General features: G+C 38.5%; 32 protein-coding genes and 1 pseudogene. 18 read left to right on the forward strand and 15 right to left on the reverse strand.

What is annotated here, in order from left to right:
* Positions 1-201: 201 nt before the first annotated feature.
* The 4 genes from BK584_RS19220 to BK584_RS19235 all read right to left on the reverse strand — a co-directional run bounded on the left by BK584_RS19220 (position 202) and on the right by BK584_RS19235 (position 3,441).
* Positions 202-783: a hypothetical protein gene (locus BK584_RS19220; RefSeq protein WP_078394077.1), complete on the reverse strand. Its 582-nt coding sequence runs from the start codon at positions 781-783 to the stop codon at positions 202-204.
* Between the two features lie 246 nt (positions 784-1,029).
* Positions 1,030-1,674 (reverse strand): hypothetical protein, encoded by a 645-nt coding sequence (locus BK584_RS19225; RefSeq protein WP_078394078.1) that lies wholly within the window; start codon positions 1,672-1,674, stop codon positions 1,030-1,032.
* A 17-nt stretch (positions 1,675-1,691) separates the two neighbouring features.
* A complete protein-coding gene (locus BK584_RS19230) occupies positions 1,692-2,297 on the reverse strand; it encodes a response regulator transcription factor (RefSeq protein WP_078394079.1) in 606 nt (201 codons plus the stop codon).
* A gap of 25 nt (positions 2,298-2,322) precedes the next feature.
* A complete protein-coding gene (locus tag BK584_RS19235) occupies positions 2,323-3,441 on the reverse strand; it encodes a sensor histidine kinase (RefSeq protein ID WP_078394080.1) in 1,119 nt (372 codons plus the stop codon).
* Between the two features lie 225 nt (positions 3,442-3,666).
* Between BK584_RS19235 and BK584_RS19240 the strand changes: the two genes are divergently transcribed.
* On the forward strand, positions 3,667-4,149 hold the full coding sequence (locus BK584_RS19240; protein ID WP_078394081.1) for an ArsR/SmtB family transcription factor: 483 nt from the start codon (positions 3,667-3,669) through the stop codon (positions 4,147-4,149).
* Positions 4,146-5,402, forward strand: coding sequence for an MFS transporter (locus BK584_RS19245; protein ID WP_078394082.1), 1,257 nt, complete (start codon positions 4,146-4,148; stop codon positions 5,400-5,402). The genes BK584_RS19240 and BK584_RS19245 overlap by 4 nt, the downstream gene beginning before the upstream one ends.
* 55 nt (positions 5,403-5,457) lie before the next feature.
* Here BK584_RS19245 and BK584_RS19250 read toward each other — a convergent pair whose 3' ends face one another.
* The 6 genes from BK584_RS19250 to BK584_RS19275 all read right to left on the reverse strand — a co-directional run bounded on the left by BK584_RS19250 (position 5,458) and on the right by BK584_RS19275 (position 9,743).
* Positions 5,458-6,423: an alpha/beta hydrolase gene (locus tag BK584_RS19250; protein ID WP_245808913.1), complete on the reverse strand. Its 966-nt coding sequence runs from the start codon at positions 6,421-6,423 to the stop codon at positions 5,458-5,460.
* A gap of 131 nt (positions 6,424-6,554) precedes the next feature.
* Entirely contained in the window at positions 6,555-7,004 is a 450-nt protein-coding gene (locus BK584_RS19255; RefSeq protein WP_078394084.1) for a winged helix-turn-helix domain-containing protein, read from the reverse strand.
* A 174-nt stretch (positions 7,005-7,178) separates the two neighbouring features.
* Positions 7,179-7,919 carry an ABC transporter permease gene (locus tag BK584_RS19260; protein WP_078394085.1) on the reverse strand — a complete coding sequence of 247 codons (741 nt, stop codon included), beginning with the start codon at positions 7,917-7,919 and terminating at the stop codon, positions 7,179-7,181.
* Positions 7,920-7,925: 6 nt separating this feature from the next.
* Positions 7,926-8,828, reverse strand: coding sequence for an ABC transporter ATP-binding protein (locus tag BK584_RS19265; RefSeq protein ID WP_078394086.1), 903 nt, complete (start codon positions 8,826-8,828; stop codon positions 7,926-7,928).
* Positions 8,829-8,833: 5 nt separating this feature from the next.
* Positions 8,834-9,160 (reverse strand): winged helix-turn-helix domain-containing protein, encoded by a 327-nt coding sequence (locus BK584_RS19270; RefSeq protein ID WP_078394087.1) that lies wholly within the window; start codon positions 9,158-9,160, stop codon positions 8,834-8,836.
* Positions 9,153-9,743: a hypothetical protein gene (locus BK584_RS19275; RefSeq protein ID WP_078394088.1), complete on the reverse strand. Its 591-nt coding sequence runs from the start codon at positions 9,741-9,743 to the stop codon at positions 9,153-9,155. The genes BK584_RS19270 and BK584_RS19275 overlap by 8 nt, the downstream gene beginning before the upstream one ends.
* Positions 9,744-10,309: 566 nt before the next feature.
* Here BK584_RS19275 and BK584_RS25640 point away from each other — a divergent pair.
* Positions 10,310-12,031: a GNAT family N-acetyltransferase gene (locus BK584_RS25640; RefSeq protein ID WP_078394089.1), complete on the forward strand. Its 1,722-nt coding sequence runs from the start codon at positions 10,310-10,312 to the stop codon at positions 12,029-12,031.
* 14 nt (positions 12,032-12,045) lie between these two features.
* On the forward strand, positions 12,046-12,558 hold the full coding sequence (locus BK584_RS19285) for a hypothetical protein (RefSeq protein ID WP_078394090.1): 513 nt from the start codon (positions 12,046-12,048) through the stop codon (positions 12,556-12,558).
* Here the strand turns inward: BK584_RS19285 and BK584_RS19290 are convergent, their stop codons facing one another.
* Positions 12,559-12,936: a TIR domain-containing protein gene (locus tag BK584_RS19290; protein ID WP_078394091.1), complete on the reverse strand. Its 378-nt coding sequence runs from the start codon at positions 12,934-12,936 to the stop codon at positions 12,559-12,561.
* An 84-nt stretch (positions 12,937-13,020) separates the two neighbouring features.
* On the opposite strand from BK584_RS19290, the gene BK584_RS19295 reads away from it, so the two are divergent.
* From BK584_RS19295 to BK584_RS19330, 9 genes and pseudogenes are all read left to right on the forward strand, one after another.
* Complete coding sequence (locus tag BK584_RS19295; RefSeq protein WP_078394092.1) at positions 13,021-13,467, forward strand: DinB family protein; 447 nt, start codon at positions 13,021-13,023, stop codon at positions 13,465-13,467.
* Positions 13,468-13,484: 17 nt separating this feature from the next.
* Positions 13,485-14,459, forward strand: a complete 975-nt coding sequence (locus BK584_RS19300; protein ID WP_078394093.1) for an HD domain-containing protein — start codon at positions 13,485-13,487, stop codon at positions 14,457-14,459.
* 12 nt (positions 14,460-14,471) lie between these two features.
* On the forward strand, positions 14,472-14,819 hold the full coding sequence (locus BK584_RS19305) for an HIT domain-containing protein (RefSeq protein ID WP_078394094.1): 348 nt from the start codon (positions 14,472-14,474) through the stop codon (positions 14,817-14,819).
* Positions 14,820-15,026: 207 nt separating this feature from the next.
* Entirely contained in the window at positions 15,027-15,485 is a 459-nt protein-coding gene (locus tag BK584_RS19310) for a GNAT family N-acetyltransferase (RefSeq protein ID WP_078394095.1), read from the forward strand.
* A pseudogene (locus tag BK584_RS19315) lies at positions 15,485-16,380 on the forward strand (serine/threonine-protein kinase). Before BK584_RS19310 ends, BK584_RS19315 begins: the two are co-directional and overlap by 1 nt.
* On the forward strand, positions 16,367-17,128 hold the full coding sequence (locus BK584_RS19320; protein ID WP_078394096.1) for a hypothetical protein: 762 nt from the start codon (positions 16,367-16,369) through the stop codon (positions 17,126-17,128). The pseudogene BK584_RS19315 and the gene BK584_RS19320 overlap by 14 nt, the downstream one beginning before the upstream one ends.
* A 3-nt stretch (positions 17,129-17,131) precedes the next feature.
* Complete coding sequence (locus BK584_RS25420; RefSeq protein WP_281255765.1) at positions 17,132-17,446, forward strand: GrpB family protein; 315 nt, start codon at positions 17,132-17,134, stop codon at positions 17,444-17,446.
* Positions 17,433-17,663: a GrpB family protein gene (locus tag BK584_RS25425; RefSeq protein WP_281255766.1), complete on the forward strand. Its 231-nt coding sequence runs from the start codon at positions 17,433-17,435 to the stop codon at positions 17,661-17,663. Before BK584_RS25420 ends, BK584_RS25425 begins: the two co-directional genes overlap by 14 nt.
* Positions 17,656-18,486 (forward strand): GNAT family N-acetyltransferase, encoded by an 831-nt coding sequence (locus BK584_RS19330; protein WP_078394097.1) that lies wholly within the window; start codon positions 17,656-17,658, stop codon positions 18,484-18,486. The genes BK584_RS25425 and BK584_RS19330 overlap by 8 nt, the downstream gene beginning before the upstream one ends.
* 13 nt (positions 18,487-18,499) lie before the next feature.
* Here BK584_RS19330 and BK584_RS19335 read toward each other — a convergent pair whose 3' ends face one another.
* Both BK584_RS19335 and ytvA read right to left on the reverse strand, forming a co-directional pair.
* Positions 18,500-18,712, reverse strand: coding sequence for a hypothetical protein (locus BK584_RS19335; protein ID WP_078394098.1), 213 nt, complete (start codon positions 18,710-18,712; stop codon positions 18,500-18,502).
* Between the two features lie 97 nt (positions 18,713-18,809).
* Entirely contained in the window at positions 18,810-19,604 is a 795-nt protein-coding gene (gene ytvA / locus BK584_RS19340; RefSeq protein WP_078394099.1) for a YtvA family blue-light photoreceptor, read from the reverse strand.
* Positions 19,605-19,764: 160 nt separating this feature from the next.
* Here ytvA and BK584_RS19345 point away from each other — a divergent pair, with 160 nt between their 5' ends.
* The 5 genes from BK584_RS19345 (at position 19,765) to BK584_RS19365 (ending at position 23,624) form a co-directional block, all read left to right on the forward strand.
* On the forward strand, positions 19,765-20,487 hold the full coding sequence (locus tag BK584_RS19345; protein WP_078394100.1) for a class I SAM-dependent methyltransferase: 723 nt from the start codon (positions 19,765-19,767) through the stop codon (positions 20,485-20,487).
* Between the two features lie 87 nt (positions 20,488-20,574).
* Positions 20,575-21,066, forward strand: coding sequence for a hypothetical protein (locus tag BK584_RS19350; protein WP_078394101.1), 492 nt, complete (start codon positions 20,575-20,577; stop codon positions 21,064-21,066).
* Between the two features lie 109 nt (positions 21,067-21,175).
* Positions 21,176-21,913, forward strand: a complete 738-nt coding sequence (locus BK584_RS19355; protein WP_078394102.1) for a class I SAM-dependent methyltransferase — start codon at positions 21,176-21,178, stop codon at positions 21,911-21,913.
* A 24-nt stretch (positions 21,914-21,937) separates the two neighbouring features.
* On the forward strand, positions 21,938-22,996 hold the full coding sequence (locus tag BK584_RS19360; protein WP_078395750.1) for an NAD(P)H-dependent flavin oxidoreductase: 1,059 nt from the start codon (positions 21,938-21,940) through the stop codon (positions 22,994-22,996).
* A 4-nt stretch (positions 22,997-23,000) separates the two neighbouring features.
* Complete coding sequence (locus BK584_RS19365; RefSeq protein WP_078394103.1) at positions 23,001-23,624, forward strand: HD domain-containing protein; 624 nt, start codon at positions 23,001-23,003, stop codon at positions 23,622-23,624.
* A gap of 97 nt (positions 23,625-23,721) precedes the next feature.
* On the opposite strand, the gene BK584_RS19370 is transcribed toward BK584_RS19365, so the two are convergent.
* Together BK584_RS19370 and BK584_RS19375 are read right to left on the reverse strand one after the other, a co-directional pair.
* On the reverse strand, positions 23,722-24,399 hold the full coding sequence (locus BK584_RS19370; protein WP_139365713.1) for a class I SAM-dependent methyltransferase: 678 nt from the start codon (positions 24,397-24,399) through the stop codon (positions 23,722-23,724).
* Positions 24,400-24,788: 389 nt separating this feature from the next.
* Entirely contained in the window at positions 24,789-25,499 is a 711-nt protein-coding gene (locus BK584_RS19375; protein ID WP_180320518.1) for a hypothetical protein, read from the reverse strand.
* Positions 25,500-25,616: the final 117 nt, after the last annotated feature.

A 25,616-nucleotide genomic window follows, 5' to 3' on the forward strand; every position in this document is an offset into this window, starting at 1 on the left:
TGATGGGGCTTGGAGAATGAACTAAAGAAACGGGTGTAAGATGAAAGGTACAGTTTAAAAGGTGGGGTTAGAGGCAGGTGAACGAAAGGTTAATCAATCTTTCGTTCGGATCTGACCAGTTTGTTACTGCATATGGAGATTAGTCTTATGTTGTGAGAAACCAGTTGCGTTTCACTCAAGGTTATTATGGAAGTACGCTAGTTATCTTGCAAATAATATTGTTAGACATAATGAGATAATAGGAATTAAACTTCCACAAAAAAGCTCCATAACACTATGACGTTTCATTTTTAAAGAAGCCCAATAAACAAGTCCGATGAGGAGCACACCAATAATTGCTTGTGTTCCAATAAAATACATTAAAAAGGCAATCGGACCAACAACACCGCAAGCATGCCCGCTAGCACGAGTATTTAAGAGCTTATTAAAGATAACAATCCCAACACCCGAAATGAAATAAATCCAATAAATCATTGCAATGCCTTGTGGTGCGTTAGAAAGTAGAGCGAATCCTATTCCGAGTATGTAACCGAGAACACCCATTGCGATTGCTAAATTTCGTTGTCCTTCACGACCCTTATCGCGGAAGCCAGGAATATATGGTTGTAAAGGATAACCAAGAGTTGGCAACACGACTAAAAAGATAAGAGAAAAAACAAATTGGGTGCCATTTTGGAATAAGTCTTTCTCGAATACATACAAAATACTTAAAGCGGCTAGCGCCATAAGTGGTGCGATTGTAACAATCCGAATTAATTTTGCGAACTTTGTAGTCGTATCCATTTTTTTCACCTATACCAATCGTTTTCATTAAGTATAAATAACATCTCTAATGAATTCAAATATAATAGCGTTACAAATCTGCAAGCAAAATTAGAGCAACTGATGGCTAAGCTAAAAGTAGAAGACTTTACGATCTATGATTATCCAGATTCCATTAAAATGGGCAACTTTTTCTGATCCATGGGGGAAGTTGTTAGGGTTATAAAAACAATCGTTAAGCTAAGAGTTTAGATCTAACCCCTTAGCTTAATTTTTAGGCCATATCGTATAAGACCATGAATAGAGAGTATCGACGACCAAAATGATCCCCCATAGCATTGAGATTCCATGTATCGTTTCATTTGGGTAAGGGGTTTCAGATGGATGACCAGTTTCACTACTAAGCCATGACCAATCACGAAGATAAGTAAAGGCTTCTTCAGTGTTGTCTGTTCCAAGTGAGAAAAAAACAATTTGAGCAGTGAAAAAAACAAGAATATGAATAATTGAAGAATAACGGTATAACCGTGCTCTTCTTATAGGATCATTTTGCTTTTGAATAGCATCACGGTCTTTTTCTGTTAGCAGGTCAATTCCACGTCGTTTACCAATTTTTTGTTTCATCCACCTATCTAACCTCTTAAAGTCTTGAATTCCAAATGTGAGTGCATACAGGACAAAAATGGTGATAATGATTTGAAGCGTGGATATCTCTCCAGTTCTGCTGAATAATAGCCAGCCAAGCGCAGCCTCTAATGCAGTGATGCCAATAAAAAATAAGATGAATGCGATACTTAAATTCCGACGGTCAAATAAATAGCGGGTTAAACCAAAAAACAATAAGCAAAGCAGAGACAATACTTCCATGCTGATGAATAATACACTAGCATTTTCAATAATAAAATGAACCATACTCCGTCACCCTCCCTCTAGAGCCAACCTTTTTCTTCGGCAAGCTGTACAGCTTCATATCTATTCGTTGTTTCTAACTTCTGCATAGCACTTGATACGTAATTGCGAACCGTACCGAGGGTCAAATGAGCTTCTCTTGCAATTTGTTCTGTTGACTTTCCTTGTTGCACTCTTCTCATGATATCCTGTTCGCGTTCTGATAATGGATTGCTTTTTAAATTAAACAACAGATCTCCGAGCATAGGAGAAATGGCTTTTTTGCCATTAATGATACGGCGAATCGCTTTAATTAACTCTTCAATAGGTTCATCTTTAAGAAGATAGCCATTAACACCAATTGTCATTGCTTTTTCAATATAACCCGCTCGAGAGAAAGTTGTTAAAAGCGCAATTTTTCCTTCAAAGCCTTGTTGTTGCAAAGCAGCCGCCGTCTCAAGACCCGTTCCATCAGGCATTTCAATATCCATTAATAAGAGGTCAACATCATGTAATTTCGAAAAATCTAGTACTGCTTTTCCCGACCCGGCAGTTCCGATTACTTCAATATCATTTTCCATATCAAGTAAGGAAGTTAGTGCATCCCGAAGAATAACTTGGTCTTCTGCAATAAATATGTTTATCATTAGTTTCTCCTCTCTATTTAATAATTTAGGATAGTGGTGCTCGTAAATGTACTTCTGTCCCTCGTTGTTTGGTACTATGCCACTCGCAAAAACCGCCAATTAACCGCATGCGCTCTTTAATCGACTCGAGACCGTCACCTCGTTTACGTGTCGAACGATCAGAGCCAACTCCATCATCTTTAATTAAACAGTTTAGATATCCGTCTTTTATAAAAAAGTGGAGTAATACTTGATCCGCTCGACTATGTTTGTAACAGTTAACAAGCGCCTCACGAATAGATAAAGCAGTCATTGTTTCTGTTGCTTCAGTTAAGGCGGGAATGTCCTCATCACCACGGACAATAAATGAAATATAAGTGCCTTCAAACAAAACAAATGCTTGTTTAATTTCGACTTGAATTTGAACATGTTTTAATTCGGTTACAACCTCGCGCACTTGTTTCGCTGCTCGTCGTGCTTCGTCTAGCACATACTCCATTTCTTTTCTCGCAGCTTCAGGTTTTTGTTCGGTTAAGCGGATTGCTAGTTCGCTTTTAAACTTAATGACAGCAAGTGTATGCCCAAGAGTGTCATGAAGGTCCCTGGCAATTCGATTTCGTTCTTCTTCTTTTACATAAGCCTCAATCTCACTTCTAGCTGCGGCCAAGTCTTTTTCAAGGCTGTGAGCACGTTTAATAAATCGGACAACAAAAGGAAGAATGAGTTGCAAAAAGAGAAATGGTGCAAATGCGGTTGTCAGAAAAGCAACCGGGTTATTTTCTATGACAGCAAATACAATAAAATAACATGATGTTAACAAAAACAAGGAAATACTCAAGTGAGGCCACAATCTCACTTTTCCACTACTGTCAGAAAAAATGAATAAATAGACGAGCAGAACTGGATCGATGTGAATAGCTAGTATGATAAATAAGGCGATACCAATAGCACTTGCCACTAAAAACAACCAGTCTTTTTTCCAAAGCACGACATAGTACAAAGCTGCAATGGTCAAAAAAAGGAAAAGGCGCAACCAAATGGGTACTGCAGAAGGAGACTGCAACAGGTTAAAAAGAAAAAATACAAACATACATATATCCAAAAACAAGGTAGATTTTAATTGATCACGCGGATAAAAAGAAAGCACAAGTAGACACCCTTTCAACGAACAGTCCTTCTTAGTATAGCGCTTTTTTATTGTAACTGAAGTTAAAAGTAGCAACCATTCATCAGTGTCATAAAAAGTATATGACAGCAGTCATGTCGAATAATATATTTAAAAAAATGTTGCGATTTAAAAAGTTAAATCATATAATGAAGTCAACTAGATGATTTAATATTTTAAATCGAAACAAAACTACAAATAGATATGAAGGAAGGTTGGTTTATCATGAAAAAACATGAGGCAATGGAAATTAACTTAAAGCAACAGAAAGTGATTTCTGATCCATTACGTACACAAATTATCCAGTTACTTGACGAGAAACCGATGACACCAAAGCAAACGGCGGATCGTCTTAATAAGAACCCTGGCACAATTTATTATCATATTCAGCAACTGTTCAAGCATGACATTTTAGAGATTGATCATGTAAGTACCAATAAGGGAATCGTTGAAAAATACTATAAATCGAAAGCGACGTTTTTTAAAAGTCCTAGGGAAGAAAATGAGGAATTTCATTCGAAAAGCCAAGTGTTTTTGACAATGTCAGAAGAGTTACTTGAAGCAATGAACTTTGATATTCAGGAGTTATTTTATGAGTATGGTAAGAAAGCAATGGAGGAAACGAGTAATAAAAAAGCATATCAGTGTGAATTCTTAGTGAAAGAGTATGAAGAGGTGAAAATTGAAAAAGAGGAGGAGGGGGAATGAAATCCTTTGTGAATGAAAGGAATTTCCTGATTTTATTATCAGGTGTGTTTATAAACGGACTTGGTGGTGGTATTTATGCAGTGTCAGGAATGTTGCTTGTTTTGTTTTTAAGCGGCAGTGTGCTTTATTCTGGGTTTGCATTTTTTGCTGTCACACTTGCAAGCGCGATGGCATTTCTTATTGCACCATTTGCCAATTATGTGACGTATAAGAAAGGATTAATTGTTTGTGAGATTTTGAAGTCAGCGCTTTTGTTCACAATTCCATTGTTTTACGCGACAATTGGTCTTAACGTCTATTATGTACTTATCTTGTTATTTGTTGTTGCCCTTCTTGCCCAGTTTACTTATCCGATCGAATCAACGATCATGCCAATCATTGTTGGTAAGGAAAATATAATTAAAGCAAATTCATATTTACACACGATCCGTGAAGGGATGGATATTGCTTTTGTTGCTGGAGCTGGGATACTCGTCGCTTTTATTGGACCGGTTCAAGCCATTCTTATTACCGCAATTTGCCATCTCCTATCCTCCTTAACGTACACTCTTTTTACTTTTCAACAAAATGAGGTTTCCGCAGATAAGCAAACAATTCGCGAGCTAGTCAATGCATATACAACGGATTTAAAAGCAGGAATTAGTTATATGCGGAATTCTCTTATTCCTAAGATGATTGTCTCAATCGTATTCATAAATTTAGCAATGGGAGTTATGATGCCAAACTTACCTGCATTTGCGTTAATTAAAGGGGATGGCAACGAGATCATATATGGCTTTTACTTAGCGGGATTATCACTCGGAATTATGATAGGAGCGATGATAACTTCGAAAGTAAAGGAAATAGGATTTGGGCGCCTGACAATTATTAGCTTTTGTGGCACGGGGTTGCTGTGGATGGGTGCGGCACTTCTGCCAGTTATTCCGTCATTACTTCTTTTTTGTACAGGTGCAATTTCAATTGGTATCATTAATATACTGATATTTTCGGCAATTCAACAACAAGTGGATTCGGCCTTGATCGGTCGTGTCATTACGGTATTAACAAGTGCAGCTTCAATCGGGATGCCTTTTGGTGCACTATTGGGTGGTGTGATTGGTGCTACGTTTACCCCAGTCGTACCTGTCTTTATTTGCGGGGGAGCGATGATTATTTGTAGCATCAGTTGGCTTTGTAGTTCTGTATTAAGGAAGCTACCTAAAATCGATGAGGCGAAATTATTTCCAGAAAAACAAGCGGAGGAGGCAATGTAAAAAAATAATGTTGAAAAAACAGCGTTGCTTTGTGATGTAACAAGCGACGCTGTTCTTAAGTAATATAATAGGGGTCTGATATAAATGGATCATGTTTTCGGAACTGCCGCTCAAGAAAATCTAATACGCGTTCCTCATATTCTACTTGGAAGTGAAAGTAACTCCGTATATGACCACCCTTTTCTGGTAACCATATTTCGCTGCCCGCTGAGTTGTTATGAATCGCTTGAGATTCAGAGAAAGGAATTGCTCCGTCCTTTTGACTATGAATCAAAAACAGCCCTTTATTTGATGGGTAGGATTCAGCAGCATAGACTGGAGACACGTCACCAGGATTAAAGTCAGGTATGATAACACCAATTGCTCTTGTTGTTCCTTCAGCAAATGATTTCGGTAATCCAGTCCAGTAGTTAAAGCTATCTTTAGCGTATTCATTTAAATCGGCAAACGGACTATCGGCAATTACAGCTTTTACTTCATCAGCCTCTGCTCCAGCCATAATGGAAGTAACTGCACCCATTGACCAGCCCATTAATGCAATGTCTTGAATTCCTTTTTCTTGGCTAACATAATCAATCGCGCTTAATAAGTCGGATTTCTCGTTTCCACCAAACGTAGTTGGTGCTCTATCAGATAATCCAGAGTTGCGGAAATCGAACATAAAGACATGATAGCCTTCTTCATGCATTCTACTTGCCAGTTCTAGACTACTAAAAGGCATTTCGGTTCGGTTATATCCATACCCATGCGCAAAAATAACTGCTTTTGGATTTTTAAATAGAGCTTGTTTATCTGAAGGAATCCACCAACCGCTTAGTGAAAGATGATCTACTTTATTAGCAAATTGGACATCTTCGTAGTCAAGCCCGAAATTTGCTGGAGTGCTTTCAAGAAGTCGTATCGCAGGGTTCGTCACTTTATAACCAACAAAAATGGTGAAAGAGGTAAGTATTATAGTAAGAGCTGCAAAAACATTAACCATGTTCATGAGCCAGTTTTTTAAGCTGAAGGTCTTTTTCATCACTCCAACTCCTTAGTTATAGCATATCGTATGACAAGTAGGTTAGTCAGAATAATTTAAGTAATTAATTAATTAATTAATTATAGTATATGATAGCAACGAACATACAGTGTTAAAAATTAAGGTCTTGTTCAAGTGATTTTTGGTTCTACGGAAAACGTAATTTTATGTTCGATTTGATCGCCTTGATCTGGGTCCGCTTTCTTATTTGTATATTTTAAGATCAGTTCACTAACTTCATCATTTAAACGACGAAGATCATCACTTGTAAGAGGTACGGCATGGACTTTTTGAATAAGTGCGTTGGTAGGAGGTTCGTTTTCTAAATGAAAATGAGTCGCCTTAGCACGATAATATTTCTCTACGATTCCGTTAATTGAATTGGTATGATCAATTTCTAATAGCTCGTTTATAAAAAGTTGTTGGATATGATAATGAATGCTGCCAGTTGTCTTATTGTAGTGATCCGCTACTTGTTTAGCGGTCATTGGCGTAGTAGATAATAAACGAATAATATTACTTCGTAAAGGATGAGATATTAATTTTTGTTGTTTTAACGTCACAGCCATTGAGTCAAGCATTTAGTCACCTCGCTTAACAAACGATTTAGTTTAATTATACGATCTAACTTTTTGGAACGCAATCATTTTGTTTGGCTTTCTGACACAATATTACACAATTACACATTTTTCAAAAATAAAAAAGCTATAATTGTAATCGTAACATTACAATCATAGCTAAGAGTAGAAACGCTTTTAATTTCGAGCCATCTTTAAATATGTTCGATAAGCAAATAATGAAAGAATAAAACCAGCGATTGTATACGCACCGATGATGAGTGAAACAAGCCAAAGTGCTTCTCCCCCAGGTAAGGTTGGAACAGCTGAAAGCATACCTTGATGAGCCCAGTACTGCGGTAAAATTTTTCCTAATGTTTGAAGGAAATCTGGCAATGTGTCAAATGGCATCCACAAACCGCTAACGAGTGCCGTGCCCATAGCAATCACTTGGGCCATTACAATCCCTGTATTCTCTGTTTTTGAAAAAAGAGCAATGGCAATGCCCCAGGATGTAATCATGAGGGAGAATAAAGAAATCACAAAAAAATAAGTGAAATATTGATTGATTTCCATGCCATAAAATACAATGCCGAGTGATGATAAAATGACAATTTGTCCCACTGTAATGACGAGGAAAGGTAACGCTTTTCCAACAAAAAATTCGGCAGGTGAAAGGGGAGTACTTGCAAGTCTAGCAACAATTCCTTTTTCTCTATCTTTTACGAATGTAATGACAATTGAAATGATGATAAAAGCGGCAAAGAATACACTCATTCCAGTTACCGTTTGTGAAGCTACAGCAGACCGTGAAACACCATCTACGCCAAACACCTCAATAAAAAGAATAATGAAAATGACCGGTAGGATCAATGTCCAAAATAAGAGAGAGCGATCTTGAATTTGTTTCATTGTTTCTATTTGAGCAATAGGCCACATAGTTGTTCACCCCTTTTCGTTATTATCGCGTAAAGTTGTACCTGTTAATGAGAAAAACACGTCTTCTAATTTTGGTCGTGATAATGCTAAATGTGTTGGGGAAATTTTATGTTGATTGCAATGATTCGCTACACTAGCAAGAGTTTTGAGTGTATTGCTTGTCTCTATGAGCCAACCGTTCCCCTGTTGTTTTTTTGGTGTGTTGAACTGTGTAAACAATTCTTCTGGTAGATTCTCGCCTTCAATATAAACAGATGGTTCAGCGTGGTGATCCAGAATAGTCATGATACTTCCGGCTTCAACAATGTTTCCTTCATCAATAAATGCGACATAGTCACAGAGCCTTTCTATTTCCTCCATATAGTGGCTTACGTAGATCACCGTTTTTCCTTGTTTTTTCAATTGTTCAACGATCGAAAAAATTGATTTTCTGGATTGAGGATCAACTCCTACCGTAGGTTCATCCATAATAATGAAATCAGGATTGTGCATTAATGCACATCCAATGTTAAGCCGACGTTTCATTCCTCCAGAGAATGTATTCACTTTATCTTTGCTTTGGCCTTTTAAACCAATTTGCTCAAGGACAAGCTCTTCACGTTTACGTACGGTCTCCTTATCTAGGTTGTGAATTTTTCCGAAGAAACGTAAGTTGGCACTGGCACTAATCGATTCCTCAAGACTGATGTCTTGAGGAACGTAGCCTAAAGATCGATTGTTCTTCGTGCTATAGCGAAGAGTACCTGAATCACAGGTAACAATTTCAGCAATAATCTTCATTAATGTAGATTTTCCTGAACCATTTGGACCAATGAGGCCATAGCAAGTCCCGTTAGGAATTGATAAAGAGATATTCTTTAAGACGTGCTTTTTACCATAAGCTTTATTCAATTTTTCCACAGTTAACATTCTATTCAATCCTTTCCTTTTTTTTGAGGAGCAATGTGAGCTTGGATGAGCATTTCAAGTGCTTCGATATAGTCTGCGTAGGCTTTAGCACCAGATTTGGTAACGGTAATGATTGTTTTCGGTTTTCGGTTTACGAACGTCTTCTCTACAAGGATGTAACCAGCCTGCTCGAGTTTTAGAATGTGTGAACCAAGGTTCCCATCAGTTAAATCAAGTTTTTGTTTAAGCATTGTAAAATCACAATAGCTGTGGGACATCACTAAGCTCATAATGCCTAAGCGTGCTTTTGCATGAATAACATCGTTTATTCCGCGCAAAGGTGGTTCAGCCATTGGTTGCTCCTTTGGCAAACAGCCATATACCGGTTAGAAGTAAAATGATGCTACTAAAAAGTGTAATCAGAGACAGTGGACCGATTGCGAAAATAAACAAAAGAGTCGTAATAATGCCTAGAGAAATGCCCATAAAAAATAACGGCTTGCCTAAAGGTAGACCTAAAATCAAATAAGAAATTGATACGAGAACAGCATTATACATAGGGAAATATTCTAAGGTATTAGGGATTGTTTGTGTAAAAAGCAAAGCTGAAAAAATAAAAGTGAAGAACACAATCCCGGTTAGAGCCATTCGCAGCTGAGTTTTTAAAAAATGGGGTAGTGGCTCATGTTGTACTTGCTTAAAGAAAGTGAAAAAGGTAAACAACCATCCTAATACCCCAAGTAAGATCCACATCCAGAAAATACTACTCGAAGAAGCGAAGAAGGAAATTCCAGAACCGATAAGCAATAACAATCCCCAAAGCATAAAATAAGGAGCTGTTTGTTTGCCGAATTGTTGCTTTTGACGCGTTATCATTTTTAAATGCGAAAGCTGTTCAACAGCTCCTTCTAAAGATAAAGTAGTATCTTGTTGCATAAAATAATCACCCTTTCGAAGAGAACTCTGTTCTGCAGAGTATATGTTGAGCATAGAGTGTACAACACGTAATGTCAACAGACAAGTGTAATTATTTTGATTTTTCTTGTATGATAGAAGCAAGATGGTGATGTGGAGGTATGTGATAAAGTCTTGGATTGTAACGGCGGGTGCTTTGGTTTTAGACAAAGACGAAAACATTCTTTTGAAAAAAGATCCAGTGCGAAGATGGGAATTGCCTGGGGGTATGGTTGAACTGTAGAGTCTGTAAAAGACGCCGTTTCTCGGGAGGTATGGGAAGAAACAGGAATTCATATTAAAGTGGAACGTATCTTGGGTGTGTCATAAGAAAAGAGCAAGCAATTTGTACATATATGGTGGATCGCGCGTTCTGTTGAAGGGAACCTTTGTCTGTCGTCTGAAAGTATTGATGCGGGCTTTTTGAATTAGATGATGCACTCGAAAAAATGAACAATAAACTGTTTCAAGTTGAGTTGAAAGAATGCCTGAAACAAAAAGAAGAAGCTTTCTTTTGGGAATTTGAATAAAGAACGGAGCATATAACAATGCACTTACAACAAGTGGCTGCACAACTAGCAACCTATTATGGAAAAAACGATAAAGTAGAAGCTGTTATTTTAGGAGGATCGGTCGCAAAAGGCTGGGAAGATTCTTATTCAGATATTGAGCTACTTGTACTGTGGACGGAGGCCCCAGCAGATGAAGATAGAAAAAAGCCAATTCAAGCAGTAGACGGTAAGATTCTATCATTTGAGGCTTTTGAGGAAGAAGAATGGTCAGAAGCATATGTCACTGAAGGGATAAAACTGGAAATTAGCAGTTTTTTAACAAGCACGATAACTGACTGGTTGAAAGATGTAGTGGATGATTTTGATGATGATGTGAATAAACAAATGATTGCTTCTTTGCTAGTCACTGGAAAGTCGCTTTATGGAGGGGATGTTTTTGAATACTTACACAAAAAAGCAATTGCTTATCCAGGTCAGTTAGGAAATAATATGGTTGCCAACCATATTAATTTAGGGAATTCCTGGAGTAATCGAGAAGCGCTTCTTTTTCGAGGCGATTGGTTTATGTTGCGCGCAGTTATGCAGTCAGTACAGTCGAAGGTCTTAGCACAACTATTTGGTTTAAATAGAGTTTATCTTCAACATCCATTATACAAGTGGCAAAAAAAATGTGTTGAAACGATGTACATAAAGCCTGAACGTTTTACTGAACGAATGGAAAAAGTAATTTTGAGTCACCCGGCAGAGGGTTTGCCAATCTTAGAAACATTAGTAAAAGACTTGATTAAGCTGATAACAATACATGAACCGAGTATTCAAATTGATCAAAAAAGAATCGATTATTTACGTCCGAAGCAACGTAGTGTCATGCTTGTTCAATTAGATAAGGGGGATGCGGATGCATTATTTGCATTTGAAGTAGAGAACCGTTCCTATTTCGAAAAGATGGTACCAGGACGAGGCGACGACTATTACAACTTTCCGATATTTCTAAAACGACTTGATGTTTTACTAAAAGAACAGGAAAAACAAGCTGGTGCATATTATTTAATAAAGGATGAAACAGGCATTGTTGGGCGGATAAATCTTGTAATTAGCAATGAGAGTGCAGACCTTGGTTACAGAGTAGGTGAACGTTTTACGGGAAATGGAGTGGCTAAGCAGGCACTTTCACTTGCTATCTCTGAAGCAAGGACGATTCCAGGTTTAAGAAAGCTTGTTGCTAAAACCACAACAGCTAACATTGGTTCACAAAAAGTATTAGAATGTAATGGTTTTGTGAGAATGGCAGTTGAAGAGAAGCCATTTGAGTGGAAAGGACAAATGCAACAGTTTGTACATTTTGAACGGTCACTAACGGATCGATCAAGGAGTTCCGTCGTTCTGACTAAAAAGAGCAAAGTTGCTTTAATTAAGCGGGAACTTAGAAATGAAACGTATTATGTGTTTCCAGGGGGTGGAGTTGAAGAAGGAGAGAGCTTAGAGGAAGCAGCAAGAAGAGAAGCATTTGAAGAACTAGGAGTTCACGTTAATTTAAATAAATGTATAGCGACGATTGATTTTAATGGAAAACAGTATTTTTTTAGTGCAACGATCCAAGCAGGTATATTTGGGACAGGACAAGGTGAAGAGTTTGTTTATTCAGACCGGAATAAAGGAACGTATGAACCAGTTTGGCTTGAAATCGATCAATTAAGAGACATCGATGTAAGGCCGAAGGAAATTGTGGAAGTAATCAGTAAGAGGTTAAAAGAGTAAAGAGGAGGAGTTTCATGGAAGACCGATTAAAAGTATTAAGAAGAGTTACAAAAGTCCTTGAACAGAAGGACATTCGTTACACATTTGGTGGAAGTGGTCTTCTTTATGCTCTTAATCTAGTAAGTATTGTAAATGATTTTGATCTTACGACAGATGCAAACAAAGAAGAAGTCATTCGTGCCCTTGAGCCTTTTGATGTGAGTGAGAAAAGGCTTGGGGGCTACCCGTTTGCTAGTACATACTTACTGGAACTTTCTGTAGGCGGGGAAGAAATCGAAGTAATTGGCGGGTTTTCCCTCTATTCCGAAGAAGGGATTTGTTTAATCCCTTCAATCGTGTGTCATAGGTGGAATGAGTTGAATTTAAGCACTCCAGAGGCCTGGTATGTTGCATATACATTAATGAATCGGCCAAAGAAAGCCGAGCTACTAAAACAACATTTAACGAATGTAGGGATAAATGAAGAAATGAAAGCTTATTTCGCAAACAAACCAGTTGGGCGAATTGTTCGAAATTATCTGATGTAACTACTTTACTGTAGCGACAATCGCTCCTAATAAGTTTTTTTCATTACCAGTAATAATTTGTACATTCGGCATGTGGTAGAACGTTGTGTCTAAAACTTCGTCTCGAGGAGAATAGAGAATAATAGGTTTGTTACTTGCCAATGCCATCCCATATTCGATATGGCTTCCTCTTCCAGCTGGAAGGAGCATAATGAAGACGTCCGATTCGATTACAGCTGCTTTTTCAAGCTGTGCAATACGACTCAGTTCTGCAATTGATGTGGTGCGCTCATTTTTGGTCCAATCATATGTTACGGAATGTCCTATCGCGCTGAGTCTCTGATTAAGCGAACGAACACGAGCAATATTTGCGAAACTTGAGGCAATATAGTATTTCATAACAAAACCCCTTATAAATCGTTTAACAATAAGTATACGCGTAATCTTATAAGAAGGGAATAGATAGGCAAAAGGAGTGGTGTTATGTATATGTATAGAAATGACTGTAGAAAAATTCTACTTCCTTATTTAGTAAATCTCTCAGAAGAAGAATGGTTTAAACAAACCGTTTATTATCCAAAGAATATCGCCTGGATCATTGCTCATATTGTTGATTCAGAGGATTATTGGATTAATGAAGTCTGGTTGAAAAAACCAAGTATAGTAAACCTCCATGAGAAAAGCAAACCAGCAGAAATACTAAAAGCATATACTGATATCCGAACGTATAGTGATCAATTGTTTATAAACCAATCACCAAGTGAGATGGATACGTTAATTGAAGTACCAGAGTTTGGAGATGGATGGAAACCGCCCTCTCCTCCTACGGTTAAATGGCTTTTTAACCATCTGTATTCCCATGAAATCTATCATGTCGGTCAACTAGCAATCATTGCTCGATTAAATGATATTACCCCTCCACCGTTTTAATGAAAGGAGCAATAAAAATGAGGATTTGCGATGAGATCTATGGAACAGTTAAATTGAGTGGAGTGTTGGGTGAGTTAATGAATAGTCAGCTGGTCCAACGATTAAAAGGGATCCATCAAGGAGGAGCTAGTTATTTAGTGAATCCAACTTGGAATGTGACGAGGTTTGATCATTCAGTCGGTGTCATGATGCTTGTTAAAAAGCTTGGTGGAACTGAAGAAGAGCAAATTGCTAGCCTGTTGCATGATGTTTCTCATACTGCTTTTTCCCATGTGAGTGATCTTGTATTTGACCATAAAAATGAAGATTATCATGAATTTATTTATGAGCAAATGGTTGCTAGTTCTAGTATCCCAACTATATTGCGGCAAGAGGGAATGGATTGGAAGAAACTCTTATTAGATGATTCAAAGTGGACCTTATTGGAGCAGTCTGCTCCAGAACTATGCGCTGATCGAGTTGATTATACACTACGAGATATGTATACATATGGAAAAATTACGCTTGAAGAAGTCCATTGGTTTCTAGCACAGTTGGCAGTAGTAAATGGACGGATGTTCTGTACAGACCTCTTTGCTGCCGAATGGTTTGTAGAAACGTATTATAAAGAAGTTATTGGTTTTTTTATGGACCCGTTAAATATTTACGGATATGATCGCCTAGCTCTTGTTTTAAAAAGAGCATTGGCTATAGAAGTTATATCGAAAGACGATTTCTTAAAAGAAGACAATCAACTTATAGCACAGCTATCAACTTCTGATGATCATGAAATACAAACTCTACTTAATGAACTCTCTACGAGTGTGCAAGTTGAAGAAACACTGGAAGAATCTCATATCCATCGTAAAACAAAAGTCCGTCTTATTAATCCTTCCATAGTTAAGGATGGAAGTCTAGTTCCAGCATCAACACTCTCTAAACGAATTCGACTTATGAACGAAGCAGCTAAAGTAAAAGCAGAAAAAGGCGTTTCTCTTAAAGTGCATGATTGAGGAGGAAGACAAATGACAGAAGACTTTTATTGTGACGAAGTATTAAGTGGAAAAACAAGAGTGAATAAAGTAATGGAAACTGAAAATGTTCTTGCTTATTACCATACGAAACCCTTTTATCCTGTTCATATTGTTGCTATTCCAAAACGTCATATTCCTTCACTTCTTACACTTGAAGAAGAAGACAATGTGTTGTTGCTAGAACTAATGACCGTTATAAAAACAGTAGCAAAACAAGTAACAGAAGAACATGGTGCATGTCGAGTATTAACGAATCTTGGTAACTATCAAGACTCAAAGCATCTACACTGGCATATTGCTTCAGGAGCACCACTTAAAAATCCGGATGGCAACGCATGAATGGAGGCAGTAAGTTGGAGTGCTAAAAAATCACAACAGAGGTTATATGACAAAGCATAAGCACGAGCAAAGTGCAGCAACATAATAACTTTGAATAAATAGCAGATTGTTTTTGTAAATACGTTTCTAGCGTAGCACTTGAAAATGTCTGATGGGATGGTGTGAATAGTGAAAGCACTCGTATTGGACTTAGATGTACGTTGTTAAATGGGAATAAAGAGGAAGCTAACTCCATTTGTTGTGAGACATGCACCGACCGATTTTAATGAGATGCTTGCTTATTTACACAGTCATACAAAGGAACAAACAACGCTTGGTGTTCCTCACTCTACCTATTGGGCAGTAGAGTTAGAGTCAGGAACCGTGGTTGGCGTCATTAATATTCGTCATAAGCTAACAGATAAACTTTTTGAAACTGGTGGCCACATTGGATACGGTATACGTCCAACTGCTCGTGGCAAAGGGTATGCGACAGAAATGCTAACATGTTCGTTTGAAAAAGTCCGAGCATTAGGCATATCTCGAGCGTTGGTTTGTTGCGATGAGGATAATGTTGCATCGGAGCGAGTGATTGTTAAAAATGGTGGCAAGCAAACGGAATCAAAGGTAGACGGTGGTGTACAAGTAAAACGCTTTTGGATTGATTTGAAAAAAGGAGGCTTCTGATGGGGAAAACGAAGGTTGTGCAACAGGTTGGTTCACAAACGTGTACGCTTAAAACAAAGCATGACTTCAATTGGCTAGAGCAAATGGGTGACGTATTTGCTGTGTTTGATCAGCAAGATTCCGGAAATATCAGTTTTGGTGTACAGACTTCAGTTGGGAGAAAGTTTGTGAAGTACGCAGGTGCGGAAACTCTTTATTATGAAGGGGAAAGAAATGATGCAATCAAGCGTCTTAATGAGTCAGTTACTGTTTATAAAGATTTAACTCACCCAACACTCGTACATTTGAACCAGCATTTTGAAACCGCTCACGGATATGCACTTGTGTTTGACTGGGTAGAAGGAGAGTGTCTTCACTCCCATTGGTCTTTTCCGCCACCAGAGAAATATACGCACTCAGATTCTCCATTCTACAAATTTAAGCAACTACCAATTGAAAAGAGGATAGAGGTTTTAACTGCCATTTTTGATTTCCATAAGCATGTTGAGCGACAGGGCTATGTCGCAATCGACTTTTATGATGGTAGTATTCTATACGATTTTCTGACAAATACAACAACGATTTGTGACATTGATGTATACAGCAAAAAACATATATCAATGAAATGGGGCGGATGTGGGGATCCTCACGGTTTATGTCGCCTGAAGAGTTTGTAAGAGGTGCGGTAATCGACGAAAGGACAAATGTTTATGCGATGGGTGCGGCAGCGTTTGTCTTACTTGGTGGTGAGAAGGATCGTTCATTGGCAAAGTGGGAAGCAAGTGAGCCGTTATATGAAGTCGCTGTAAAGGCGGTAGAGGACGATCGAAAAGAGCGCTTTCCAACGGTTGCGGTATTTTTAGAAGCGTGGAGCGACCGAATTGGAATAAGGAGAGGTGAAAATGAAAGCACCTGACTACATCTCTAATGTGTGGAAACAATTTGATAACTTTCCAATGGAAACATTAACAAAAGCGTGGCGGCGGCAAAAAGCTATTGAATTAACGCAACGGACTGTAACGCAAATGAAGGAAGATAGGGAGCAGTACGGGAATTCGGGTAATTGCTTTGATTTGGCGATATGGTTACTCGACGCGTTTGATCAACAAGGGATTGATGCTTATCCAATTGGCCACAACTTAAATAACGAACACGCCCATGCTGCTGTTATTGCTCTAGACGAAGAAGGAAACCGTTATTTATGTGATTTAGGCGACCAATGGCTACAGCCTTTTCAAGTAGAGAAAAGTACAGGTGAATGGTACGGAGGCTTTTTTCCAGCAGCAAAGGTCAAAGCAGTTAAAGACGGGGAACGAATTGAGGTTCATTATGTAAGACCAAACGAAAAGTCTTCGAGGCAATCGTTCTCCTTGGAACGAATCGAACGTGATTTGTTTTGGAAAGCAGCAGAAGCTTCGCAACAATATATAAAGTCACAGCCACTACTAGAATGCCGTGTTGTGTATAAACAAGAAATAGCGCATTTTGAGTTTTTTAACTGGAAAAGTTTTCTAAGCACAACTGAGGGGCTATTTGTAGAAGAACCACAAGTAGATTTGCGAAGTTGGGTGAATCATCTTCATATAAAAACGGGTTTTTCTAAGCGATTCCTCCAAGAAGCACTCCATTTCTATCAATTAACTGGTGAGAAGGAAGGTAGGTAGAAAATGCGTGTAGTGGAAGTAATTGATTACCAGCCTAGTTGGGAGGATTCATATAAACAAGAGTCGATAAAGTTAGAACAAGTCTTTCAAGAAGATATGATTGGTATTTATCATATTGGTAGTACTTCTGTGCCTGGTTTGGCGGCAAAACCAATTATTGACTTGCTAATTGTATTAAAGAGTGTTGAAGACGCTGATAAAAAGACAGCAGCAATAGAGAAGCTTGGTTATGAAGCGCGCGGAGAAAATGGGATTGCTGGTAGACGTTATTTTCAAAAAAGGTGGGGATGCAAGGACTCATCATGTGCATATTTTTAGTGAAGGACATACTGCCATTAAAAAGCATTTGGTTTTCCGAGATTATCTCCAACAACATCCTGACGCGATGCACGTGTATGGGCGATTAAAAAAGAAGCTAGCTCAAGCATATGTGAGAGACATTGCTGCGTATATAGATGGAAAAGACGACTGGATTAATGTGACAATAAGACGGGCGGAAGAATGGGCATTAGCGAAGGGAATTTCCTATGAATGACGTTATGTCGATAGCTTTAGCGGTAAAATTAGAGCAAAGCGAAACGGAGATGTTGAGTTCACGAATGCAGGCATTCAAAAAGATTGCGGGAAATCCTATGGGCGTAGAAATCTGTTCGTTTGGTAATACAATAGCATTTTTAGCAAAAATGATGCCTGGTCCGGCTTTTAATACGGTCAGAGGTCTAGGAATTGATGATATAGACAAAATAGTAACGATTATTAATCACTATGACTCGAAAAAGATCTCGCCGCAGTTTGTAATAAATCCCGCACAGGTGTCTAAAGAATTATGTTTCGAACTTTCTCGAAATAGTCTTTGTCAAACGAGTTTCCATTCAATGTTGTATGGATCGATTGATCAGTGTATGGGACAGCATACTAATAAAAGCATAGTCTGTCGAAAGTTAGGGAAGAACGAGTTTGATTTATATGCTGAGATATACATTAATAGTTTTGGCATGCCCACTTCTTTACAAGAAGGTGTTGCGCAGAATAACTCTGTTCTAAGCGACGAAGAACAATGGCAGTTTTTTATAGCAGAGTGGAATGGAGAGCCAGCAGGTGTCGCGGTAGTATTTACAGACAAATCAATTGCAGTATTAGCTTCAGCAGCCACGCTGCCAGAGTATAGAGGCAGGGGAATCCACCGAGAGTTGATTCAAGCCCGTTTGGAACATGTTTTCTTAAAAGGATATCGACTTATTTCTGGTCAAGCAGCTTTTGGTTCGACAAGCCAGAAGAACATGGAACGTGCTGGGATGAAAATCGCTTATACGAAATCAATATGGACGGAGATAACGAAGAAAGACCATCTTTTGTAGACGGTCTTTGTTGTTAGCTCAAATCCTTTTCTTGATCAAGCCTCTCTTCAATTTGTTTAAGCCTTGTCAGTACTTCATCGAGTTTTTTATCCACATCCTCGATTTCAGGACCCATACCTTGACGTAATTCAAGTTCTTTTAAGTTTGCGCGATTAGTGACCATAACAGTAATGACTGGATATAAAATTGCAGCGAGTGGTATTAGAATCCACCAAGGAAAATCCATTATGTGACGTCCCTCCTAGAATTGTTAGCATGATCTATCTATTATACTCATAGATACGCACATAAGAGACTGAAGTTTCGAGTTTTTTTATTCAATTTCATGCGAAATGGTCAATCTTATTAAAATAATGACGAAGAAATTCTTTGACGGAGCTTGCACTTTTAATTTCTCTTAAGCTTGTACCAGAAAGTGATAATGATTTTCTAGCAAGAACTGGGGACATACCGGTAATGATCGTTTCTGTGCCAATTAATTGTAAAATATTCCGGAGTTGAAAGATCCCTTCCACAACATAGTCATCAAATTCTTCTAGCCCTGATACATCCACGATTAAAGTGACGAGATCGAGACGGGAAATTTCTTGAGTAACGGTTTCAAACATATGGTCAAACCGGGAATGTCCCATTTCTCCAACGAGTGGAATAACAGCGACACCATGTACGAGTGGAACAATTGGAGTAGATATCGTTTCAATTCGTTGAACGGAGTCTAGATAATTAAATTCAATCTCTTTTTGAATCGTGACATCTTTCTGAATGCCAATAAAATACTTTGAACTGTAATTTTCAAGGTAAACACACTCAATATTAAGTTCATTCCAAAATGGAGATCCATTTTTCTTGTAATTTAGGATTTCAAGTGAGCAAGACTGTTCATTTTTAATCGCTGTTCTAAGACTGTTCACAGATTCTGGATCTGTGCCTTCACCTTGTAAGAAACGGCAGTTCGTCCCCATAACTTCTGGTTCCGAATAACCGGTCATTTGAAAAAAACCATCATTTGCATAAACGATTGGATTGTCTTTTTGATCCGGGTCCGTTACGAGTACACCAACTTTTGTACGATCGAGAAGTTTGGTTAGTAGTTGTGACTTATCAAATGAATGTTCCATCCTCAACGCTCCTGTCCGAATTGAACTGTCTACTTTAAATTTAGTTGTTCCACGTATTCCCTTGTTCCGATGAAGCTAAACAGAACTAAATGATGAAAAAACATGACTTGAATAAAGGAATTTGACTTCATGCAGGAGTAACTTACAAAGGAGAATAAACATGAAACAAAACAAATATGATTATGACTCATTCTTTGCAGCCTATAAGGAAATGCCTCGCTCTCAAAAAGGACTCGAAGGCGCAGGAGAGTGGCCACTTTTGAAGAAGATGCTTCCTCCTTTCGTAGGGAAAAGCGTATTGGATTTAGGGTGTGGATTTGGTTGGCATTGTCGACATGCTAGAGAAGAAGGGGCTAAAAAGATTATAGGTGTGGACTTATCGGAAAAGATGTTGCAAGAGGCTAGGAAGATGACGAGCGATGCGGCAATAACGTACACAAAAGGAGCAATTGAAGAAATTGATTTTCCAAAGTGTTCATTTGATATTGTTGTAAGTTCACTTGCTTTTCATTACGTCCAATCTTTTGATGCTGTATGCAAAAAAGTAAAGGATGTTCTTAAACCGGGCGGAACTTTCGTTTTTTCAGTTGAACATCCGATCTTCACTTCTCGATCAGAGCAAGACTGGTATTACGATGATGCAGGTAATAAACTACATTTTCCCATTGATCGGTACAAAGAAGAAGGTGTGCGCAACACATCTTTTCTAGCGAATGATGTGATTAAATATCACCGCACGATCTCCACTTATTTGCAAAACTTGCTTACCAATGGTTTTCAAATTACTGCGGTGGAAGAGTCGGGAGCCCCAGCTCTTATGCCGCAATGGAAAGATGAAGATCGCCGTCCTATGTTTCTGTTAATATCTGCTGTTAAAAAATGATGGCACGCTAGGATATTGTTACAGTGTTCGTTCCTAGTGTAAACTAGTAACGTGACGGACAGGTATAAAAGAGAGGGCTTTGGAATAATGAAACATTTTTTTAACCGGGTTTGGCTATGCATGCAACTGCCCAAAAAACAAGTTGTATTTCGTTTAAATAGGGAACGAATTGGAGTTCCGTTTTTATACGTTGGCTTGCTTATAGCATTCGTTTGCATCCCGTTGTTTGTACAGACCTTTATTCAATCAGATGGTGTTATAGCAGATTTAATCTTACCAATGTTTGCAGTCTATTTTCTGTTTATCTATTTTCCGATTTTTGCTTTATCTGTTTTTTCTCTTATAGCAGCAGTCGCAGCGATTGCTTTAACTGTGGCAAAGCTTGCGGACCGAAAGTTAACGTATTTAATGTTGTATAAGATTGCAGCATTTGCGGCTACGATACCAATTATCGGTTACGGGGTAAGCTTGTTGATTAGTGAAGAGTTTGCAATGATTTGGATATGGGCAAGCTTTCTATATTTGGTTGCTGTGCTTATCCGAGTTATTTTTCACTATCCCAAAGCAAGAAAAAAATGAATAGGTGGCGAAGCGTGATGCAAAAGCATTGCGCTTTTTCTTTAGAGAAAAAGGATTTATAGCAAGATGTAAGGAATGTATGGTCTTAATGCAGAAAAGAGGGATGAAGATGGATCATGCAATAGTAGAGAGCAATAAAAAGAATTGGGAGCAGGCAGCTGAACGCTTTTTTGGTCGCAATCCGCTTCCGGAGTACGGTCCGTTAGCACCGACGGAAGAGGAGTTAAACCTGCTAGGATCTGTTTCAGGTAAGAGGGTGCTTGATATCGGCTGTGGAAGCGGGCATTCACTTTCTTATATGCAACGTAAAGGCGCAAGTGAATTATGGGGGATTGATGTATCTTCTGCTCAAATAAGGGCGGCAAAGAGTGTTTTAAATAAATCTGATGCAAAACTATTTCAATCGCCAATGGAACAAAATCCAGGCCTACCTGCTCATTATTTTGACATTGTTTACTCTATTTATGCTTTAGGATGGACTACGAATCTCGCTTTGACTTTGAAGAATGTTCATACATACTTAAAACCTGGGGGGAGTTTTGTTTTTAGTTGGGAACATCCATGGTTCACGCTATTGCGTAAGAATGAAAATGGCTACTTGTTGCAAGGGTCTTACCACGATGAAGGTTTTTACAATCATCCTGGCTGGCCAATAACTGCTTTTATGCAACAACTTAAAGTGAGTACATATGTGAATACACTTAGTGAGCAAGGGTTTCATGTAGAACAGGTCATTGAAGAAACAGGTGACGGATTTGGACAAAAGAAAAGTAAAACTTGGTACACTGAAGAAAAAGCAGCTCTCATTCCAACAACTCTCATTATAAAAAGCACGAAAGCTAAATAAAAGGAGGAGTTTCTAGTGACGTTAATGAAACGATTAGGAGTATCTACACCTTATATACAAGCTGGGATGGCTGGAGGAATTACAACTGCAGAGCTTGTTGCCGCAGTGAGTAATCATGGAGGGTTAGGACAGATCGGTGCTGGCTATCTAACAGCAGAAACATTAAAAAACGAGATTCAAGCTGTCAAACGAAAAACCAATCACCCTTTTGGTGTAAATCTATTTGTACCTGAAGACATTCATTATGATGTAGATGATGAAGAAAGAGTTCGTTCCATTTTGAAACCAATTGAACAGGAGCTTGGCGTCAACTCGATTCCGTTGACAAATGGGAATGCTTTTTTTGATCAATGTGAGGTAGTAATTAGCGAGGAGGTGCCGGTCGTTAGCTTTACGTTTGGTATCCCTTCCACTGAATTAATGAAGCGATTTAAGGAGACAGGAACTTTCTTAATCGGAACTGCAACAACTGTCGAAGAAGCAATCTTGAATGAGGTAGCTGGCATGGATGCGATTGTTGTTCAAGGTGCTGAAGCGGGGGGCCATCGTGGAACTTTTGCGACGACTTTTGATCGTGCTTGCGTTGGTACGATGGCTCTTATACCTCAAGTGGCAGATCAATGTAGAATTCCATTAATTGCAGCCGGTGGAATAATGGATGGCAGAGGTACACTTGCGGCAAAGGCACTTGGGGCAGAGATGGTTCAACTCGGCACTCAATTTTTAATGTGCAAAGAAAGTGGGGCCCATCCACTACATAAACAAGCAATTTCAATCGCTAAAGAAACGGATGTAGTGCTCACATCTGCGTTTAGTGGAAAGCCTGCAAGGGGCATACATAATCCATTTATCGATACATTTGAAGACGTTTCTCCACTGCCGTATCCAGTTCAAAATACATTAACAGGACCAATTCGCAAACAGGCTGGTAAACTTGGGATAACGGATTATATGTCAATGTGGACGGGACAAGGTGTACGGTTGGCTAAACAAGAGACAGTCGTTGAACTCCTTGATCGATTAAAACGAGAAGAAGCGACGGTCTTAGATGGACTTCATACATCAAAAAGTAAAAAGGAGTAGGGTTATGAACATAACAAAGCGTACTGAAGCATGGGTTAAAGAACAGTTAGCAAGCGAGGCAACGGGGCATGATTGGTACCATATTGAGCGTGTTAGACGTGCAGCAAGAGCAATGGCAGAGCAAGAACAAGCAGACATGTTTATTGTTGAAATGGCAGCTCTTATGCATGATCTTGCTGATGATAAGATTGTTGAAAGTGAAGAAGTTGGCTTAAGGATGATTAAAGACTGGCTCCTCACAAATGAAGTGAATGAAGAACAAATGAAACACATCGTAGAAATCATTCAATCAATCTCATTCAGCAAAGGGCAATCATTACATACTTTAGAAGCGGAAATCGTCCAAGACGCTGATCGTTTGGATGCGTTAGGGGCGATTGGCATCGCACGTACATTTCAATATGCTGGTTCTAAAGGCCACGCAATGTATGATCCTTCACTACCGGTCCGAGAGAATATGACAAAGGAAGAATACAGGAACGGAAAAACATCGGCAGTACACCATTTTTATGAAAAGCTGCTTAAACTAAAAGAACGGATGAATACGGAAGCTGGTAAAAGGATGGCAGAAGAACGGCATCTTTTTATGGAACAGTTTCTAAACCAATTTTATAAGGAATGGAATTGAATGAATAAGAAGACGTGCTTATCACACTCAAGCACGTCTTCTTTTTATTTATAAATAAGTTCTAGCCCCTTACGAATACAAAGAAAAATTTATTATCTTACTTTTCTCCAGCCACAATAGTGAAGTTAAAGTGTTTATAGAAACAATTGACATTTGAAAACCCTACTTCGCTTAACCAATTAAGTTGATCATTCAAAGGAGCCATTTGGTCAAGTTTTGTCCGTTCAATTGCTGCCGCTATTTCTGATTCTGAAAGACCGCTTGCAGAAATCTGCTCAATCCAGTTTGTTTTGTAGAATTTATCAATTTCAGGAGTAGCGCCAAGCACTTGGTCTGCGTTAATAAATCGTCCTCCATGGTTGAGGGTTTGATAGATTCTTTTAAATAGTATTTGTTTATCCGCATTGCTAAGGTGATGAATAGAAAGCGAGGACACAACAAAATCAAATGGTTTAGCAAACGCATAGTTTGTATAATCTGATTCAATGAACGTAATAGCTGAATTGCCTGAAAACCTTTTTCGCGCAACATCTAGCATTTTAGCAGAAAGGTCAATCAATGTGATATGAGCATCAGGAAAGGCCTTTAAAATGCGTGCTGATAGAAGGCCTGTTCCAGCGCCTATGTCCAAAAACGAAGGGCTAGTTTTGTTCGTGTTAATTAACGACATAGGAATGGAATAGAAGTCTTCAAAACATGGAATCAGCTTTTGGCGTTGTTGGTCATAAGAACTTGCGCTATCATCAAATTGAGTTGTTACATCTGTTCGGTTCATCATAAATCCCACCTTTCCATAGCTATCATACATACTTCAATATTCATGATGGCGCTTCCTGCTTGTGTTGTTAGAAATACAACTTCTGATAAATGTTGGCAACCTCATCAGTCGAAAGCAGGGAGAAGAATATGTAGAAAAGCGTTAATGGAAAGGAGGAATTGTATTGTTACACGCATTATGTTCAACGGATGTAAAGTGTGTGTCTTGTCTAAGTTACCGAGAGTAAGAGGGGGTGTTGCAAGTATTGAGTTTTTCCGAAAGTTGCAATAAACGGAGACGTACGATTAGATTTTGGTATATGTGCAAAGCCTGAAGGATTTTCCGCGCTTGTTTTTGGTAATGTGCTTGTTTCTGGAATTTGGATATGCGCTAGAGAGAGTGAGTGCTCACTCTTTCTTTTTTCGTGAATGGTCTTTGAACTGTTTTTGTTTTCTATCACTATGTTTAATTGTTTCTTTTTGTTCTTTTGTATAGCCATTGGAAGAGTGATCATCTTCGTCAGGATTAGCGTGGTTATCCATTTCCCTACGATCTTTATCGCGGTTTTTCATCGTTTCTTCTTGGGCATCAGTATGGGAGCGATTGTCATCTTCACTCTGTTTGTCTCCATCATTTGACTTCAAAAAGTCCGAACGCTCTCCATGTTTAATTAAATCAAAAATGGCGCGACCATTGGTTGGTTGGCCATCGGGCAAATAGACGGGAATAATATCAAAGAGCATAAAATAAAAAATATAAAACATAAAGGTGCTCCAAAACATATTGTTAGGTAAAATGCTTGCGGCAAGCATTGAATTGAAGGCAACAGCAATAATTCCGCAAGAAAGAATGGGGGATGCATAGATAACTCCGTGCCAAAATCGCTTTTTAGGATTTAACTCTTCATATTCCATCCAACTAAACATAAAGAAATAACGCCGCACTTCAATTGTCTGTGCAGCAAATAACTTTGGTCCACTGCCTACAATCAATTTTTTGTTTTTTGCACCAAGCAACATAGATGTGAAATAATAACCAGATTCGCGAATGACGGTTACGAGTGGAAGGATAATGAGGGCTGACATAAGTAATTGTAATAGATCTAAAAGTCCGAACACGACGTTTATGCTCCTCTTTAGTTAGTCACAACATTAACATACCCGAAGTACAGCAAGTGAAAACATGAGGCTGAAAAAGTTTTTTTCCCACTATGATTAAACACCTGATTCACGTAT

The sequence above is a fragment of the Shouchella patagoniensis genome (assembly GCF_002019705.1).
Taxonomy (GTDB): Bacteria; Bacillota; Bacilli; order Bacillales; family Bacillaceae_D; genus Shouchella; species Shouchella patagoniensis.